18 protein-coding genes are annotated in these 16,059 nt (G+C 60.6%); 12 read left to right on the top strand and 6 right to left on the bottom strand.

From position 1 onward, the window contains the following. Position 1: 1 nt before the first annotated feature. The 9 genes from OLZ32_RS28615 to visR all read left to right on the top strand — a co-directional run bounded on the left by OLZ32_RS28615 (position 2) and on the right by visR (position 7,671). The gene (locus OLZ32_RS28615; protein WP_003545496.1) at positions 2-469 is read left to right on the top strand and encodes a chemotaxis protein CheW; all 468 of its coding nucleotides are present in this window, start codon (positions 2-4) and stop codon (positions 467-469) included. Beyond that, positions 466-1,374 (top strand): protein-glutamate O-methyltransferase CheR, encoded by a 909-nt coding sequence (gene cheR, locus OLZ32_RS28610; protein ID WP_003545497.1) that lies wholly within the window; start codon positions 466-468, stop codon positions 1,372-1,374. Before OLZ32_RS28615 ends, cheR begins: the two co-directional genes overlap by 4 nt. After that, positions 1,371-2,414, top strand: coding sequence for a protein-glutamate O-methylesterase CheB (gene cheB / locus OLZ32_RS28605; protein WP_003545500.1), 1,044 nt, complete (start codon positions 1,371-1,373; stop codon positions 2,412-2,414). The genes cheR and cheB overlap by 4 nt, the downstream gene beginning before the upstream one ends. Continuing rightward, positions 2,415-2,804, top strand: coding sequence for a response regulator (locus tag OLZ32_RS28600; RefSeq protein WP_003545503.1), 390 nt, complete (start codon positions 2,415-2,417; stop codon positions 2,802-2,804). It abuts the gene before it with no gap. Further along, a complete protein-coding gene (gene cheD, locus OLZ32_RS28595) occupies positions 2,801-3,355 on the top strand; it encodes a chemoreceptor glutamine deamidase CheD (protein ID WP_003545509.1) in 555 nt (184 codons plus the stop codon). The genes OLZ32_RS28600 and cheD overlap by 4 nt, the downstream gene beginning before the upstream one ends. Before the next feature lie 16 nt (positions 3,356-3,371). Next, positions 3,372-3,761: a chemotaxis protein CheT gene (cheT, locus tag OLZ32_RS28590; protein WP_003545510.1), complete on the top strand. Its 390-nt coding sequence runs from the start codon at positions 3,372-3,374 to the stop codon at positions 3,759-3,761. A 314-nt stretch (positions 3,762-4,075) separates the two neighbouring features. Further along, positions 4,076-5,767 (top strand): flagellar basal-body MS-ring/collar protein FliF, encoded by a 1,692-nt coding sequence (gene fliF, locus OLZ32_RS28585; RefSeq protein WP_264424101.1) that lies wholly within the window; start codon positions 4,076-4,078, stop codon positions 5,765-5,767. Between the two features lie 402 nt (positions 5,768-6,169). Continuing rightward, positions 6,170-6,916 carry a transcriptional regulator VisN gene (visN, locus tag OLZ32_RS28580; protein ID WP_264424099.1) on the top strand — a complete coding sequence of 249 codons (747 nt, stop codon included), beginning with the start codon at positions 6,170-6,172 and terminating at the stop codon, positions 6,914-6,916. A gap of 8 nt (positions 6,917-6,924) precedes the next feature. Beyond that, positions 6,925-7,671 carry a transcriptional regulator VisR gene (gene visR, locus OLZ32_RS28575; RefSeq protein ID WP_017990277.1) on the top strand — a complete coding sequence of 249 codons (747 nt, stop codon included), beginning with the start codon at positions 6,925-6,927 and terminating at the stop codon, positions 7,669-7,671. A 72-nt stretch (positions 7,672-7,743) separates the two neighbouring features. Here the strand turns inward: visR and OLZ32_RS28570 are convergent, their stop codons facing one another. The 6 genes from OLZ32_RS28570 to motA form a co-directional block, all read right to left on the bottom strand. After that, positions 7,744-8,187, bottom strand: a complete 444-nt coding sequence (locus OLZ32_RS28570) for a hypothetical protein (protein ID WP_264424096.1) — start codon at positions 8,185-8,187, stop codon at positions 7,744-7,746. A gap of 5 nt (positions 8,188-8,192) precedes the next feature. Beyond that, on the bottom strand, positions 8,193-9,272 hold the full coding sequence (gene flhB, locus OLZ32_RS28565) for a flagellar biosynthesis protein FlhB (RefSeq protein ID WP_168344812.1): 1,080 nt from the start codon (positions 9,270-9,272) through the stop codon (positions 8,193-8,195). Between the two features lie 233 nt (positions 9,273-9,505). After that, a complete protein-coding gene (fliG, locus tag OLZ32_RS28560) occupies positions 9,506-10,546 on the bottom strand; it encodes a flagellar motor switch protein FliG (protein WP_003545520.1) in 1,041 nt (346 codons plus the stop codon). A 28-nt stretch (positions 10,547-10,574) separates the two neighbouring features. Then, the gene (fliN, locus tag OLZ32_RS28555) at positions 10,575-11,162 is read right to left on the bottom strand and encodes a flagellar motor switch protein FliN (protein WP_003545521.1); all 588 of its coding nucleotides are present in this window, start codon (positions 11,160-11,162) and stop codon (positions 10,575-10,577) included. Positions 11,163-11,227: 65 nt separating this feature from the next. After that, entirely contained in the window at positions 11,228-12,178 is a 951-nt protein-coding gene (locus OLZ32_RS28550; protein ID WP_003545522.1) for a FliM/FliN family flagellar motor switch protein, read from the bottom strand. Beyond that, positions 12,179-13,051, bottom strand: coding sequence for a flagellar motor stator protein MotA (gene motA / locus OLZ32_RS28545; protein WP_011650470.1), 873 nt, complete (start codon positions 13,049-13,051; stop codon positions 12,179-12,181). A gap of 254 nt (positions 13,052-13,305) precedes the next feature. Between motA and flgF the strand changes: the two genes are divergently transcribed. From flgF to OLZ32_RS28530, 3 genes are read left to right on the top strand one after another with little or no spacing between them, the layout of a single operon-like run. Then, entirely contained in the window at positions 13,306-14,040 is a 735-nt protein-coding gene (gene flgF / locus OLZ32_RS28540; RefSeq protein WP_003545524.1) for a flagellar basal-body rod protein FlgF, read from the top strand. Between the two features lie 14 nt (positions 14,041-14,054). Continuing rightward, positions 14,055-15,455 (top strand): flagellar protein export ATPase FliI, encoded by a 1,401-nt coding sequence (gene fliI / locus OLZ32_RS28535; protein WP_003545525.1) that lies wholly within the window; start codon positions 14,055-14,057, stop codon positions 15,453-15,455. Positions 15,456-15,457: 2 nt separating this feature from the next. Beyond that, positions 15,458-16,000: a hypothetical protein gene (locus OLZ32_RS28530; RefSeq protein WP_003545527.1), complete on the top strand. Its 543-nt coding sequence runs from the start codon at positions 15,458-15,460 to the stop codon at positions 15,998-16,000. Positions 16,001-16,059: the final 59 nt, after the last annotated feature.

Raw genomic sequence — 16,059 nt, 5'->3', positions numbered from 1 at the left:
AATGTCGTACACTGTAAAAAATCTGAACGAAGGGGATCGCGAGTTGATCGCGTTCCGCATCGGGGATCAGGAATTTTGCGTGAACATCATGTCGGTTCGCGAAATCCGCGGCTGGACCCCGGCAACCGCGATGCCGCATTCGCCTGGCTATATGCTGGGTGTCATCAACCTGCGCGGCGCGGTGCTGCCGATCATCGATCTTGCGGCCCGGCTCGGCATGAAGCCGGCCGATCCGACTGCCCGTCATGTCATCATCGTCGCCCAGGTCCGGCGCAAGGTCGTCGGCCTGCTGGTCGATGCCGTTTCCGATATCCTGACGGTGACCGACGAAACCATCCAGCCGACGCCCGAGATCTCCTCCGAACTCGAGCGTCAATTTGCCCGCGGCGTTCTCGCCATCGAGAAGCGCATGATCTGCCTGATCGAACTCGAATCCCTCTTTCCAGAGACCGAAAGCGAAGCCGCATGAGTGTAATGGGCGCAAAAGATCAGAGGCAGGGATCCGACGAGGTCCTGGCAAGCGGAGAATATCCGCTGACGCGCCGCGACCTCACTGAGATCGCCGCGATGATCTATTCGGATGCCGGCATCTTCCTCAACGAGACCAAGGCGTCGCTCGTCTATTCGCGCCTGTCGAAGCATATCCGCAATCTCGGCCTGTCCGGCTTCCGGGAGTATTGCGACCTCGTCGCCTCGCCGGCGGGTGCTGCGCCGCGCCGCGAGATGCTCTCGCATCTGACGACCAATTTTACCCGCTTCTTTCGCGAAAACCACCATTTCGACCATCTGCGCGATCATGTCCTGCCGGAGCTTCTGCAGCGAGCGAGATCGGGCGGCAGGGTGCGCATCTGGTCGGCCGCCTCTTCCGACGGGCAGGAACCCTATTCGATCGCACTGACGGTGCTGTCGCTGATGCCGAATGTCGCGGATTACGACTTCAAGATCCTGGCGACCGACATCGATCCGAAGATCCTCGCGATCGCCCGGGCCGGCGCCTATGACGAGAGCGCACTCGAAACCGTGTCGCCGGCCATGCGCAAGCAATGGTTCAGCGAAGTCGAGGTGCAGGGCCGCCGGAAGTTCCAGGTCGACGACCGCGTGAAGCGGCTGATCACCTACAACGAACTGAACCTGATGGCGCAATGGCCGTTCAAGGGCAAGTTCGACGTCATCTTCTGCCGCAACGTTGTCATCTATTTCGACGAGCCGACGCAGATGAAGATCTGGCAGCGTTTTGCCGGTCTGCTGCCGGAGGGCGGTCATCTCTATATCGGCCATTCCGAGCGTGTGTCGGGTGAGGCAAAACACGTCTTCGAGAATATCGGCATCACGACCTATCGCTACACGGCCAAAGGTCTCGGGAGGAAGGCATGAGCGCTCCGGCAAGAGTTCTCGTTGTTGACGACTCCGCAACGATGCGGGGGTTGATCACCGCCGTGCTGAGTTCCGATCCCGAGGTCAACGTCATCGGCCAGGCCGGCGACGCTCTGGAAGCGCGCGAGGCGATCAAGCGGTTGAACCCCGACGTCCTGACGCTCGACATCGAGATGCCGAACATGAACGGCCTCGATTTTCTCGAAAAAATCATGACGCTGCGTCCGATGCCGGTGATCATGGTATCCACGATGACCCATCGCGGCGCCGAGGCGACGCTTGCGGCGCTGGAGATCGGCGCGTTCGACTGCGTCGGCAAGCCGGGGCCGGGCGAACTCAGGCCATTTGGCGACCTCGCCGAGAAGGTCAAGGCCGCCGCGCGCACGCAACGCCAGTATTCCCAGCCCGTCGCCGCTGTCGCGCCACCACCCTCGGTTGCCGATTTCCGCGTCGGCCGCAAGATCGTCGCGATCGGCTCGTCGACCGGCGGCGTCGAGGCGTTGATTGCCGTTCTGCAGAAATTCCCGGCCAATTGCCCGCCGACCGTCATCACCCAGCATATGCCGCCGACCTTCACCAAGAGCTTTGCCGAACGGCTGAACCGCCTCTGTGCGCCGGTGGTGCAGGAAGCGACCGACGGTGCCCGGCTCGAAATCGGCAAGATCTATCTGGCGCCCGGCGGCGAGCGCCACCTGCAGGTCAGCGGCGCCTCGGCGCCGTCCTGCCGTCTCATTGACCGCGCGCCGGTCAACGGTCACCGCCCCTCGGTGGACGTACTATTCGATTCGGTCGCGGAACTGGCTGGCCGTAATGCCGTCGGCGTGATTTTGACCGGTATGGGCCGCGATGGCGCCGCCGGACTGTTGAAAATGCGCCACGCCGGCGCCAGAACACTCGGCCAGAACGAAAAAACCTGTGTCGTTTACGGAATGCCAAGGGTTGCCCACGAACTTGGCGCCGTCGAGCAGCAGCTACCACTGTCTGCTATCGGTGAAGAAATATTGAAAATGACAGCCGCCCGAAAGGAAGGAACCGAATAAATGTCGCTCGCGGAGAAAATCAAAGTTCTGATCGTTGATGATCAGGTAACGAGCCGGTTGCTGCTCAGCGATGCGCTGACCCAGCTCGGTTTCAAGCAGATCACGTCGGCCGGTGACGGCGAGCAGGGCATGAAGATCATGGCCGAGCAGCCGCACCATCTGGTGATCTCGGACTTCAACATGCCGAAGATGGATGGCATCGGCTTCCTTCAGGCGGTGCGCACCAACCCGAACACCAAGAAGGCGGCCTTCATCATCCTGACCGCCCAGGGCGACCGCGCTCTCGTGCAGAAGGCGGCCCAGCTCGGCGCCAACAACGTGCTCGCCAAGCCGTTCACGATCGAGAAGATGAAAGCGGCGATCGAAGCCGTGTTTGGAGCCCTGAAATGATCACTGAGGGGGCAGCCCGCCGCGTGCATATCATTCAGGGCGAGTACAAGGTTCTGAACGATCCGAATGCGGTCCTCTCGACCATTCTCGGTTCGTGCGTGGCTGCGTGCCTCAGAGATCCTGTCGCCGGTGTCGGCGGCATGAACCACTTTCTGCTGCCCGGTTCGGCGACGTCGCCGACCTCAGGCGGCGATGCCACGCGCTACGGCGTGCATCTGATGGAACTGCTGATCAACGGTCTCCTGAAGCAGGGCGCCCGGCGCGACCGGCTGGAGGCAAAGATCTTCGGCGGCGCGAAGACGATCTCGACATTCTCCAATGTCGGTGAGCAGAACGCGGCCTTCGCCGTGCAGTTCCTCAGGGATGAAGGCATTCCGGTGGTCGGTTCCTCAACCGGCGGAGAGCATGGACGAAAGCTTGAATATTGGCCGGTCTCCGGTCGTGCCCGGCAATACCCCCTGACCGGCGCCGAAACGCAGAGAACCGTCGCTCTCGAGCAGCGCCCCGCCGCTCCGCAGAAGCCCGTCGAAACCAGTATCGAATTTTTTTGATGGCGAGGATTTTCATATGACATTTACCCAGATGATGGAGCCGCCTGCGCCTGTTGAAGCGCTGAGCGACATCCTGATGCGCATCGTGTCCGAACTGCACGATGTCGCCTACCTCATCGAGCGCATCGAGCCGCAGCTTCTCGAAATCGGCGGCGCCGAAATCCTGAATTCGCCGGATGCCATGAAGGTCATGCAGGGCATCGATCTGGCCGTGCAGAAATCACGCGGCCTTGCCGAATTCATCGACACCATCACCGGCGAAATCCCGCACGGCTGGGCAGTCGACGTCGCAACCGCGCTCAGCCTCGTCAAGCTGGCGGAGATGCAGAAGGCATTGGGCGGCGCCACACGCCACGGCCACTCCCAGCCATTGAGCAAGGCAGCCGGCGACTTCGATTTCTTCTAAAGCGCGTCGCGATCTTTCAGATTCGCTCCTCGCGCTTTAGGTCTTTGTTTTTACGCATGTCGTTGTCGCAAAACCGCCGCACACTTTTGCGCGACATGCTTTAGAACGACCCCGTTTTTCTCCGAGTCACGGAAACGCTCTCTCCTTGTTCTTGCGCAATTCCGGACGCAAAACCGCTGCGCAGTTTGGCTGGAATTACTTTACGCCTTTTCGCTCCCGCACGCTCTCACGAAACGCTCGCACAAGTTTCGCCGACTATTCGTCTGATGAGGCAATAAGCCTGCTTTGTCTTTGACGGATCGTGCGAGAACAGAATGAATCTGTTAAATCAATTAGTTCAGATCTTTAAGAACTTCGGTTCCCTGGGCCGAACACGCCTGATGATTCTTGGAGGCGTCGGTGCCGTTTCCATCGCAATCATCCTTGCGGCCGCCCTTTTCGTCAACAAGCCGGCACAGGAAACGCTCTATGTCGGTCTGGATTCGCCCGATCTCAACCAGATCAGCATGGCGCTTGCCGAAGCCAACATCAATTTCCAGGTCGGCACGGATGGCTCCAGCATCAGCGTTCCCGCGGGGATGACGGGCAAGGCCCGCCTGATGCTTGCCGAGCGCGGCCTGCCGAACAGCGCCAATGCCGGCTATGAACTCTTCGACAATGTCGGCTCCCTTGGCCTGACCTCCTTCATGCAGGAGGTAACGCGGGTTCGAGCGCTGGAAGGCGAAATCGCCCGCACCATCCAGTCGATCTCGGGTATCACAGCCGCGCGCGTCCATATCGTCATGCCGGAGGTTGGAAACTTCCGGAAGGCGGAGCAGAAGCCGACTGCCTCCGTCATGATTCGCGCGAGCGCCACCACTGGACGCAGCGCAGCGACCTCGATCCGCCACCTCGTCGCCTCGGCCGTGCCGGGGCTTGACGTTGATGACGTGACCATCCTCGATTCCGCCGGCCAGCTGCTCGCTTCCGGCGACGAGGCGAGCAACAGCTCGCTGAATCGTTCGCTCAACATCGTCCAGAACGTTCAGCAGGAAGTCGAATCCAACATTGACAAGGCGCTGGCGCCCTTCCTCGGCATGGACAACTTCCGCTCCAGCGTCACCGCCGATCTCAACACCGACGCCCAGCAGATCCAGGAAACGACCTACGATCCCGAATCCAAGGTCGAACGCTCGGTCCGATCGACGAAGGAAGCCCAGCAGTCGCAGCAGAAGACCTCCGATAGCGCGACGACGGTCGAGCAGAACATTCCGCAGGCGGCTCCCGAGGCCGGCGGTTCCGCCGGGCCTGAATCGCAGGACAAGTCCGACAAGCGCGAAGAGCAGACCAACTACGAAATCAACAGCAAGACGACGGCGACGACCCGCAGCAGCTACAAGGTCGAAAAGCTTTCGATCGCCGTGGTGGTCAACAAGGGCCGCATCGCCAAGATGGTCGGTGAGCCCGCCGATCAGGCCAAGGTCGACGCCTATCTTGCCGAAATGCAGAAGATCGTCGCTTCGGCGGCCGGCATCGACGCCAAGCGCGGCGACGTCGTCACCGTGACGGCCATGGACTTCCTTGAGAACCAGTTGCTCGAAGACGCCACCGGTGGTGTCCGCGTCATGGACATGCTGAGCCGCAACCTTGCCGGCATCATCAACTCGCTCGCCTTTGTCGCGGTCGCTTTCGTGGTGGTCTGGATGGGCCTGCGGCCTCTGGTGCGCAGCATCAACGGCAACGGCAGCTCCGCGGCTTTCGGCGACGCGACGCCGGAAGCGGCCGGCCTCGAGCTTCCGGACTTCGCGCCTGCATCGGGAGCACCCGGCGGCGCTCTCATGGACGGCTTCGGGTCCGACTTCGGCTTCGACAGTACCGAGGACCTGCTCAGCCTCGGCGACGACGATGGAAACTTCAATCGTCGCGTCAAGGAAGGCCCGGAACGCAAGCTTTCCCGTATGGTCGAGATCAACGAGGAACGCGCCGCGAAAATCCTCAGGAAATGGGCGATCGACGAAGCAGCGTAAAGGAAAGGCCGGGCAACCGGCCTTTTTTCATGTCGGTACCGAAGCTGGATCCCTAACCGATGTTTGCTGAAAAGCCGTGACTGGAAATGCGAAAGACCCGACCACTAAAATGCGGCTGTAGGGCGATATGATGAGGTGGACTCTCGTAAAACGCGAAGCAAGTTGCGATACCGCCAGAATCACCTTAGCCTCCCTATATCTTGAAGGCTGGAACGAGCGGTCGAATCAGTGCATTGGCGACAGCGAAAGTAAATCCCTAGAAGTCGGAGATGGTGATTTGCATCGGCTGGCTTACCCTTGGCTGATTCGAAGTGGGATTCGAGCGGGACTTGAATTGAATCCCTTGCAGAAAAATTGCTGTTACACCGAGTTCGATCGTTTCTCAGCCGCAGGACATTGCCAATGGATATGAATGTAATTCAGGCGAGCAAAGGCGAGAGGGATATGGCGAATTTCGCGAGTGCGGTGGTGCCGGATCTGTTGCCGCGCGATGAGCTGCTCCAGCGCCTCCACGGCGTCGCCAGCACCGGCAGGTTGCAGTCCGGTTTGCGCGCTCTGACGGACTACGTGGGTGCGTCGCACTACCTTCTGGCGCGCTGTGATCTTCTTCAGGAAAGTGGCCTCGATTTCATCGTTTCGTCGGACTGGCCTTTCGATCTGGTCAGGGACATAGCCAATGATCTGGTTCGCGGCTATGCCCGGTCGACGGAGCTGGAAAAATGCATGCAGGTCTTCCAGCCGAATTTTGCTCTTCTGCCTGACAGTGCCGAGGTTCCGGATGGCGCCAGCCGTCAATATTGTTCGGTGACCTTCAATGTCGGCCGGTCGCGGCTGGCCTTGATGTTCCTGTTCGGCGAGGGGTTCATCCTTTCGCCGGAGCGCCTGCGGGACGTAGGACTGCTTGCAGGTTATGTCGCGAGCTTCCTGCGCTGCGGTGGGACGAAGGTCGATCGCGATTTCGAATTGACCGACCGCGAGCTGGAATGCCTGTTCTGGATCGCCGAAGGCAAGACCAGCGATGAGATCGCGATGATCCTCGGAATCTCTCGCAATACCATCAACAACTACATCACCAGCGTGATGCGCAAGACGGCGACCAAGACCCGGTCCGAGGCCATAGCCTTCGCCGTCCGCAATAATCTCGTATAGGGGGATCTATGGGCTATCCAGCAGGCAGGACGATGAGCAGCGCCGAGCAGCTGCGCACGGTGCGTGTGAACAGGATTTCCAGCCGGTCCGATCTTTTTCCGCGGCTGATCGCGATGCAGAAGCTCGCCGATGCGCAAGGCTTCGCGATCTTCCGCGTCAGCGGCTCTGGCCTTCCGGCAAAGCAGCGGCTTGTCTGCGAGCTTGAGAACTGGGGTTCTTCCAATGCCGGATTCGGCAAGGCCTTCACGGATGCCTACGGCGATATTCTTCTCGATCATATCGACAAGTCGCTGCTGCCGCTCTCATGGGCCGGCGGTTACGACCGTGCGGCACCCGGTCCGGCAGACTTCTCGCCGTTCATGACGCGGCTGCAGGACGGTATTCTGTCTTTCTCCGGCCTTGCCTTTCCGGTGCGGCTCGGGGCCGTCGGCAATGGTTTCATCCTTTTCACCGGCGATGAGATCGATCCCTCGAGCGACACCATCGTCGAGCTGCACGGTCGCTGCTGCCATATCATGATGGATCTGCTCTCGCTCGACGAACGCCGCACGGCTGCCGCTGAGGCGCTCAGCGAACGCGAGATTGCCTGTCTGCAGCTTGCCGGCGACGGCCGCATCAGCGAAGAGATTGCCGACAAGCTCGGCCTGTCGGTGCACACCGTGAACGCCTATCTCGGCTCGGCGACCATCAAGCTCGATTCCGTCAATCGCATCCAGGCGATCGCCAAGGCGATCCGGCTTGGTTATATCAGCTGAACCCACGCGTTGTCCCTTTCAGCGCCGGCGCGTCTTTTCAGGCGCGCGAGAGCATGTCGCGCAAAAAGAAGGTCAGCCTGCCAGCGCCTGCGGCGGCTCATTGACGCTGTAGCGCGCTTCCCGAAGGCTCTTTTTGAGGAAGATGGTGTTTTCGTCCGGATCGGCCGAGGGCTCCTGGAAAGCGATATGGCTGATCTCGATGCCGGCGTGATCTTCGGCAAGGGTGAGCTGCGCGTAGACGGTGACGCCGCGCGGCTTGATTTCCAGATCGAGAACGACTTCGGGCTTGCCGCCCCACTCCAAAGTATAATTGCCGCCCAGGCCGAAATTCACCGTGCCCGGATGAAAGAAAAGCTCCGCCGCCGAAGCGACGAGATCGGAAAGATTGCCGTAATACTCGAAGCGCAGCAGTGAAATGAGGTCAGAAGCATCCAGAAGGCGCAGTTCAGTGGCGACCGGGCTGATCGCGTCTGCAAGGATCTTTTCACGCTGGGTAGAGTGGGGGCATTTTTTCATTCGGCTTATCTGACCCGTTTGTTCTTGGCGTCCGCAGCGTAGACCCGGTGGATGAGCTCCGCTACCGCCTTATAGAAGACTGACGGGATGACACTATCGATCGAGACTTGCGCAAACATGGAGCGCGCAAGTGGCGGATCTTCGAACACCGGTATGCCGTTCTTCTCGGCGATCTCCCTGATTTTGAGAGCAATCAGGTCCTGCCCCTTGGCCAGCACCACCGGCGCGTCGTTCTCTTCGCGCGCGTAACGCAGCGCCACCGCATAGTGCGTCGGGTTTGCAATCACCAGCGTCGCGCGGTCCACGTTGGCGATCATGCGCCGGCGCGCCCGGTCGCGCATCAGCGAGCGCTGCCGGCTCTTGACGAAGGGATCGCCCTGCGCCTGCTTGTTTTCTTCCTTCACCTCGTGCCGCGTCATCTTCAACTCGGTGAACCAGTGATGGCGCGTCCAGAAAAGATCGGCGATCGCCACGATCGCCGTGGCGATCAGCATGACGATGATGATCTTGCGCATCGCTGCCATCATTCGCACGAGAATCGTCTGCGGATCGGAGAACATCGCGTCGATCGAGCCGAAATATTCGCTCCTGAGCACGAAGAACAGGATCACCCCGACGACGACGACCTTGAACAGCGATTTTCCGAATTCGACCAGGCCGGGTAGGCTGAACAGCCGTGACCAGCCTTTGATCGGCGAGATCCGCGAGGCCTGTGGGCGGATGCGTTCGAGCACCGGCGTCGGCAGGTTCTGAAAGACGGAGGAGGCGACGCCGAACACCATGAACAGGATGAAGGCAGGCGCCACCAGCGCCGCACTTGCCCAACCGATCCGGACGAACAGCGCCAGGACATCCGGTCCCGTCTCGATCTTCCACTGGTCGGGCTGCTCGAAGATGTCGCGCAGCATTTCAGTCATGCGCCCGACACTTTCTGGAAGGAAGAACACCAGATAGATGAAGGTGGCGAGGATCGTCGCAAAGATCGACAGTTCCCGCGAAGACGGCACGTTGCCCTTTTCCGCGGCATCGCTTTGCTTTTTCGCGGTTGGGGCTTCTGTTTTGCTGTCCTTGTCATCGTCTGCCAAGTCGCGGCCCTCCGTCAAAGAAACAGGCCGCAGCCAATGCATGTCGGCCAAAAACGCGCGGCGCTTTTGGGAGGACGACATGCATCAGAACAAAGACCTAAAGCACGTCGCAAGAACCGAGTTCTATGCGACGCGCTTTAGAGCACGGTCTATTGCTGGAAGGGTAGTCGCCTGTGGCACGGCGATCAACAGCCGCCTTTCGGCATGCCGGATTTGTCAACAGTCTCGACGTGTTAGGCGGCCGCCGAAGCGTCGCCTTCCTTTTCCTTGAGCTCGATCTGGCCGGAATTGGCCAGGCGAATCGCTTCCTGCGCCACGGCGCGGCGGGCAATCGCGATCTCGCGCGGATTGACGCCGCCCATGCCGCTCTGCAGATCCGATTCGATCATGCGGCGCTGGCGTGGGCTGATGGCGGAGAGAACCGATTCGCGGATCTCGGGGGGCGACCCGCGCAGCGCGACGGTGAGCACGTCCGTCGAGATGTCGTTGAGCAGCATGACGCGGCTGCGCTGCGGCATGTACATGAGGTCCTCGAACAGGAAGATCTTCGGGCGAACTTTGTTGACCGACTCGCGGCTGATCGATTCGAGCGAGCTGAGCAGCGTGTCGACCTGGGGCTTGTCGAGTTCGTTCATGAGATCGGCGACCTTCGTCGAGCCGGCCGCATTGCGCTCTGCCTCGACTTCGGCAAGCAGCGTCATGACCTGGTTCTCGATGATCTGCGCAGCCTTCGGGCTGACCGCCTTCATGTTGACCGTTCTGTTCATGATGTCGGCGCGGCGGTTGTCGGGAAGCTGCAGCAGCACCTTGGCGCCGAAGGAGGAGGGCATCATCGAAAGAATATAGGCGACGGTCTGCGGATGTTCGCGCAGCAGGAACTGTGCGACGAATGTCGGCTCCGCCTCGCTGAGGCGATCCCAGATCGAGGTTTCGTAGGCCTGGAATGCGGTGCGGCGGCCGAGCAGGCTGTCGACCTCGTCGGGCGTCAGGCCTTCTTCAAGAATGGCCTCGATCGCCTTGGCGTTGTCCATCAGTCCGGCGCCCTCGGTGAAGAGGTCTTCGAACTCGGAGACGAGCAACAGGAGTTCGTCCGGCGGAATAGCGCGCAGCGACTGGGCGGATGAGATAATGGTCTGCAGTTCGGCCTGGGTAAAATATTTCAACAGCCGGCCGGCGACGCCCTTTCCCATAGCGAGAAGAACAGCCGCCGCCTTTTCAGCCTGGGTCAACGGTTTCCCGGCTAGCGCGCCGCCGAAATCGTCAAAGTCCATCATGGTCTAACCTCTCCGTCCCACACAGGGATCAGGCTTTTTTCGTACTCAAAACTTCAATCAGTTTCACACCGAATCGCGTGTCGTCGTTATCAAGCACCGTAATTTCGCCGCGGGCAATCCTGCGGCCATTCACCATGATCTCGACCGGTTCACCGATCTTCTTGTCGAGGGCAATCGTCGCCCCTTCATTGAGGTTCATCAGGCCGGAGACCTGCATGCGGCTGGTGCCGAGCATGATCTGGACGTCGATCGGGATGTCCATGATCAGGTCGAAGTTGGAATTCAAAGCGCTGCCGAGCGGGGCCGGCGACGCCTCGAAGGAGGGGCTGCTCCCGAAATCCATGCCGGCAGCCGGGCTGGCATCGCCGCCGCCGAAGTCGCCACCGAAATCGTCGCTGCCAAACGGAGTTTCCGAAGCCTCGCCGCCAAAGGCCGCCAGGTCCGTTCCTGCTGCGAAGGGGTCGCTCTGCAGGTCGTCGCCAAACTGTGACAGGTCGCCATCGGCATCCTGCTTCAGCACGCCGCGCAGATCGTCGATCGCCTGGTCGAGATCGGCTTCGCTGCCCGGAAGATCCAGGGAGAGGTCGCTGTTCTGCTGTGTTTTCTTCGTAGCCATGAAATCACTATTCCAGTTGAAACTTGCCTCAAACTGCCTTTGCAGCCCAAAAGCCAGAGAACCGATTAATTCATTAAATGACGGATGAGTTCGTCATCCGAGTTCATCGTATCCTTGACGCGGACCATGTAGTTTTCGCCTGAACGCCCGAACTCGCACACATACAATTCCTTGCTGTTGGCGCTGACCTCGACACGCACGTCGCCGTGGTCGCGGAACGGAATGACGTCGCCGACCATCAGCTTCGATATCGTACGCAGCGTCAGGTCCTGCAGCCTGATCTTGGCCTCGAGCGTGACATGCGAGCGGCGGACCTGGTCGCCGAGCTGTTCGGTCCATTCCGCTGAGTTGCTGCTGGCCTGGCGTTTCGGCTTCGGCGGCGTCACCTTGGTCTTGAGCAGTGCCGTCTGCGGAACGATCAACGAAAATTCCGAAACGATGCCGGCAAGGGTGATCGACATGTTGATGGCGGCCGCGAATTCATCCGGACGATCCTCCTGCGGCCGGGCGCGCATGTCATGGGCGTACGGGGCCGAAAGGCTCGGTTCGAAACCGCCCGGCGCGTTGACGGCCGAGCGCAGCACCTTGGCGATCTTGTCGAAGACCATGACCGCCAGATCGAGCTCGATGATCGACAGCAGCCGGTCGGCCGGTTCCTCGATCGTATCGGCTGTGGCGCCGAGCAGATGCTCCATCAGCGTGATGACGAAGCCGTTGCCGCAGGCAAGCGTAATGTTCTGCGACCAGTTGCGCAGCGTCGCGTCGACGAGTGTGACGTTCGCGCTCAGGTCTTCGATGAGGTGGTTCTTGTAGCCGATCTCGCAGCCGAGATAGTTGACCGTCACGTCGAGGCCGGTCTCGCTTTTGATGACGTCGGGAAAGAATTCGCTGTAGATTTCCCCGAAGGAGCTGCAGATCTTGGCGACCCTGCCTCTGTCGCCAAGCCCGCCTGTCAGCTTGGCGAGGAGGGCGGGATCCATTGCCGGTTTGTCGTGCGAAGCATTGCTCATAGTCATTTAAGCCGCCTTGTTTTCGCCACCTGGGTTCATCATTTCCTGCTCGACCGCATCGATGGACGGACGCTCGTAAGCCGAAATCGTCTTGCGGCCGTATTCGAGAGCGACCTGCGGTACCGAACCGTTCATGTAGGCAAGCAGCGTCTGCTTGACGATGACGTAGAGGCGGTGCTGCTTGTTGCGCACGACCTTGATCTGGGAGACCAGCGGCGAGCAGACGCAGTAGGACAAGAGAATGCCGAGGAAGGTACCGACGAGCGCCGAGCCGATCAGGTGACCGAGCACTTCGGGCGAATCGTTGATGTGGGCCATCGCTTTGATGACGCCGAGAACGGCCGCGACGATACCGATCGCCGGGAAGGAATCGCCCATGATCTGGATCGCGTGATAGGGCTTCATCTTGTCGTGCATGATGGTGTTGAGCTCTTCATCCATCAGCGCCTCGATCTCGTGGCTCCGGGCATTGCCAATGATGATCAGGCGCACGTAGTCGCAGATGAACGCCGTCAGTTCCTTGTTCTTCAGAACGGTCGGAGCCGATTGAAAGATCGTCGATTCGGCCGGATTGTCGATATGGGCTTCGATTTCGTTTCGCGACTTGGTACGCAGGTCGCGCATCAGCGAATAGAGCACGCCGAGCGTATCGAGATAGTTACGTTCCTTAGGCACAGCATGCTTGAAGGCTTCGCCGAGCGCCTTGCCGGAATCCTTCACCACCTTCATCGGGTTCGCCATGATGAAGCTGCCGAGACCGGCGCCACCGATGATGACGAATTCGAAGGGCTGGAATAGAGCGTTCACGTCGCCGCCCATCGCCATGAAGCTGCCGATGACACAGCCGCAAGTCACTATAAATCCGATAATGATGTTCATCGTCAGCCCAATCTGAACGTTGCTTTTCATTGAGACCGATAGGGTTTCTGCCTTGCGTGAGGCTGATGAAAGGCCCGCTCGCGAGGCATTTCCGCGTGCCAGCTTCGCGCAAGCATCTGCCGTCAGTCTAAAGGGGACGAATGGGTGCGAGCGCCCGTTTCTGAGATGCCGCCTCAGCGAAATCCCGGCCGAACCACATAAGACGACGCCCGGCCTTTCGTTCCGTTCATCGCCAATGCTTGGAGCTTACCGACATGCAATCCGGTCTTTATGTTTCTTTGTCGTCGCAGATGGCCCTCGAAAAGCGCCTGACCACCATCGCAGACAACATGGCGAACGTGAACACGACCGGTTTTCGCGCCACCGAGGTGAAGTTCGACGAGATGGTGGCAGCCACCAAGAACAAGCTGAACACCAAGGTCGCCTTCGTTTCCCAGGGCAACGACTACCTGAACGAGGGAAATGGCGAGTTGCAGCACACCGGCAACATGCTCGATTTCGCCATCAAAGGGGATGCCTGGTTTGCGCTCGACACGCCGGCCGGCCAGGTTCTGACGCGGGACGGCCGCTTTACGATCAAGGATACCGGCGAACTCGTCTCGATCCGCGGATACCCGGTTCTCGACGCCGGCGGCGCGCCGATCCAGCTCAACACGACAGGCGGCGAGCCGGCCGTCGGCACAGACGGCATCATCTATCAGGGCGGCCGCCAGATCGGCTCGCTCGGCCTGTTCGAGGCCGATGTCAGCAAGGGTTACCTGCGCTATGAAAACAGCGGCATCATGACTACCGAGCAGCCGCGCGCCGTCGTCGACCGCTTCAATGTCGGTGTCGAGCAGGGTTATCTCGAAAACTCCAACGTCAACGCCATGCGCGAGATCACCCAGCTGATCGAAGTCAACCGCGCCTTCGAAAGTGTCTCTTCACTGATGCGCGACAGCGAGGATTCTTTCAAGGAAGCCGTCCAGACGCTTGGGGGCAGCCGCTAGGCTAGAGTTAAAGCATGAGCACCACACTACTGTCCGAGGACGGCCTTTCCCCGAAGCTGGCGCATCTGGCGGGCCTCGTCGACCGATACGCATCGCCGGAGTTTGCGGTTGCCCATGGCGGCCGCGTGCAGACCATCGCTGCCGGCCACTACACGGTTCACGGTCTCTCCCGCCACGTTCGTCTCGGCGAGTTCGTGGCCCATAAATCGGCCACCGGCATCCATCTGGGCGAGGTCGTGCGCGTCGAGCCGGAATTGATCTATGTCTGCCCGATCGAACCCGGCGAACCGATCGGTATCCATGATACCGTCATCCGCAAGGGTGCCTTCCGCATTTCACCGACGGACAGCTGGTGCGGGCGCACCGTCAACTCGCTCTGCGAGCCGATCGACGGGCTAGGCCCGATCACCGAGGGCCTCGATCGCCGCTCGATCTCCAATACCGCGCCGCCCTCGATGACCCGCAAGCGTGTCGAGACCGGCTTCAAGACCGGCGTGCGCGCGATCGACATCTTCTCGCCGCTCTGCCTCGGCCAGCGCCTCGGCATCTTCGCCGGTTCCGGCGTCGGCAAGTCGACGCTTCTGTCCATGCTCGCCCGCGCCGATGCCTTCGACAAGGTTGTCATTGCGCTCGTCGGCGAACGCGGCCGCGAGGTGCGCGAATTCATCGAGGATACGCTCGGCAGCAATATGAAGAAGGCGATCGCCGTCGTCGCCACCAGCGACGAGAGCCCGATGCTGCGCAAAATGGCGCCGCTGACGGCGGTCACCATCGCCGAGCATTTCCGCGACAAGGGCGAGAACGTCCTCTTCATCGTCGATAGCGTCACGCGTTTCGCCCATGCGATCCGCGAGGTGGCGACCGCCTCCGGCGAACCGCCGATCGCGCGCGGTTATCCCGCTTCCGTTTTCACCGAGCTGCCGCGCCTCCTGGAACGCGCCGGTCCCGGTCCGGAGGGCGCCGGCACCATCACGGCGATCATCTCGATCCTCGTCGACGGCGACAATCACAATGATCCGATCGCCGATTCGACCCGCGGCATCCTCGACGGTCATATCGTCCTGCAGCGCAGTCTCGCCGAAGAAGGGCGGTATCCGCCGATCGATCCGCTCGCCTCGATCTCGCGTCTTGCCCGCAAGGCCTGGACGCCGGATCAGGAAAAGCTGGTATCGCGGCTGAAGGTGTTGATCCATCGTTTCGAAGAGACGCGCGACCTGCGCATGATCGGCGGTTACCGCCAGGGTGCTGATCCCGATCTCGACATGGCGATCAAGCAGGTGCCGATTATTTACGACGTTCTGAAGCAGTCTCCGGGCGATCGCGACTCGCTCGACGCTTTCGCCGATCTCGCCGGCGCGCTCAAGGCTGCAGCCGGCATGGGCAATCAGGGCGCCCCTATTCAGAGGAGAGGCTAGACGTGGCTGATTTCGACGACGAACGTATCGCTTCCCTGAAGCAGCGCAGGAAAGCCGCCATCCTGGATCGGTTTCTGACCTTCTCCGGCCTGGCGCTTGCCGGCGCCTCCGCCTTCTTTCCCTGGTACGTCTTCTTCAACGCGGACAAATTCGGCATCAATGTCGCCGCCAACGAGAATTCGCGTGAACTGCCGGATTGGCCGGCCCGCAACGTCTTCAGCGTCTCGCCGCTTGCCATGGTTAACAAGAACGAGGCGGACAAGAAGGCCCCGCCGATCGATCCGCTGACGACGGCGACGGTCTCCGATCTCGGCAAGGAGCGCGATGGCCGCGCCATACAGGAAGATCAGCCTTTCCCCGGCAAATCTTCCTTCCGCCTGCTGCATGTTTCCAACGGCCGGGCGCTGATCGAGGATCCCTCGGGCATGTATGTGGTGCGCATCGGCTCGATCCTGCCCGACGAAAGCCGCCTTGCGACACTCGAGCAGCGCGACGGCAAATGGGTGATCGTCACCTCCAAGGGCGAGATCTACCGGAACAATTGAACCTGTCCGTAAACGCCGAAGGCAACAGGGGCTCCGCCGCGAACCGGCCGGAGCCCCTT

It is taken from the genome of Rhizobium acaciae (assembly GCF_025941625.1).
In the GTDB taxonomy this organism is placed as follows: domain Bacteria; phylum Pseudomonadota; class Alphaproteobacteria; order Rhizobiales; family Rhizobiaceae; genus Rhizobium; species Rhizobium acaciae.
The sequence above is the reverse complement of the archived record's forward strand: the minus strand, read 5'-3'. Positions and strand labels throughout refer to the sequence as shown.

What these genes read in the sequence shown, in the direction of transcription:
- OLZ32_RS28615 (WP_003545496.1), top strand. Translation starts at nt 2, where the DNA reads ATGTCGTACACTGTAAAAAATCTGAACGAAGGGGATCGCGAGTTGATC.
- cheR (WP_003545497.1), top strand. Translation starts at nt 466, where the DNA reads ATGAGTGTAATGGGCGCAAAAGATCAGAGGCAGGGATCCGACGAGGTC.
- cheB (WP_003545500.1), top strand. Translation starts at nt 1,371, where the DNA reads ATGAGCGCTCCGGCAAGAGTTCTCGTTGTTGACGACTCCGCAACGATG.
- OLZ32_RS28600 (WP_003545503.1), top strand. Translation starts at nt 2,415, where the DNA reads ATGTCGCTCGCGGAGAAAATCAAAGTTCTGATCGTTGATGATCAGGTA.
- cheD (WP_003545509.1), top strand. Translation starts at nt 2,801, where the DNA reads ATGATCACTGAGGGGGCAGCCCGCCGCGTGCATATCATTCAGGGCGAG.
- cheT (WP_003545510.1), top strand. Translation starts at nt 3,372, where the DNA reads ATGACATTTACCCAGATGATGGAGCCGCCTGCGCCTGTTGAAGCGCTG.
- fliF (WP_264424101.1), top strand. Translation starts at nt 4,076, where the DNA reads ATGAATCTGTTAAATCAATTAGTTCAGATCTTTAAGAACTTCGGTTCC.
- visN (WP_264424099.1), top strand. Translation starts at nt 6,170, where the DNA reads ATGGATATGAATGTAATTCAGGCGAGCAAAGGCGAGAGGGATATGGCG.
- visR (WP_017990277.1), top strand. Translation starts at nt 6,925, where the DNA reads ATGGGCTATCCAGCAGGCAGGACGATGAGCAGCGCCGAGCAGCTGCGC.
- OLZ32_RS28570 (WP_264424096.1), bottom strand. Translation starts at nt 8,187, where the DNA reads ATGAAAAAATGCCCCCACTCTACCCAGCGTGAAAAGATCCTTGCAGAC.
- fliG (WP_003545520.1), bottom strand. Translation starts at nt 10,546, where the DNA reads ATGATGGACTTTGACGATTTCGGCGGCGCGCTAGCCGGGAAACCGTTG.
- fliN (WP_003545521.1), bottom strand. Translation starts at nt 11,162, where the DNA reads ATGGCTACGAAGAAAACACAGCAGAACAGCGACCTCTCCCTGGATCTT.
- OLZ32_RS28550 (WP_003545522.1), bottom strand. Translation starts at nt 12,178, where the DNA reads ATGACTATGAGCAATGCTTCGCACGACAAACCGGCAATGGATCCCGCC.
- motA (WP_011650470.1), bottom strand. Translation starts at nt 13,051, where the DNA reads ATGAACATCATTATCGGATTTATAGTGACTTGCGGCTGTGTCATCGGC.
- flgF (WP_003545524.1), top strand. Translation starts at nt 13,306, where the DNA reads ATGCAATCCGGTCTTTATGTTTCTTTGTCGTCGCAGATGGCCCTCGAA.
- fliI (WP_003545525.1), top strand. Translation starts at nt 14,055, where the DNA reads ATGAGCACCACACTACTGTCCGAGGACGGCCTTTCCCCGAAGCTGGCG.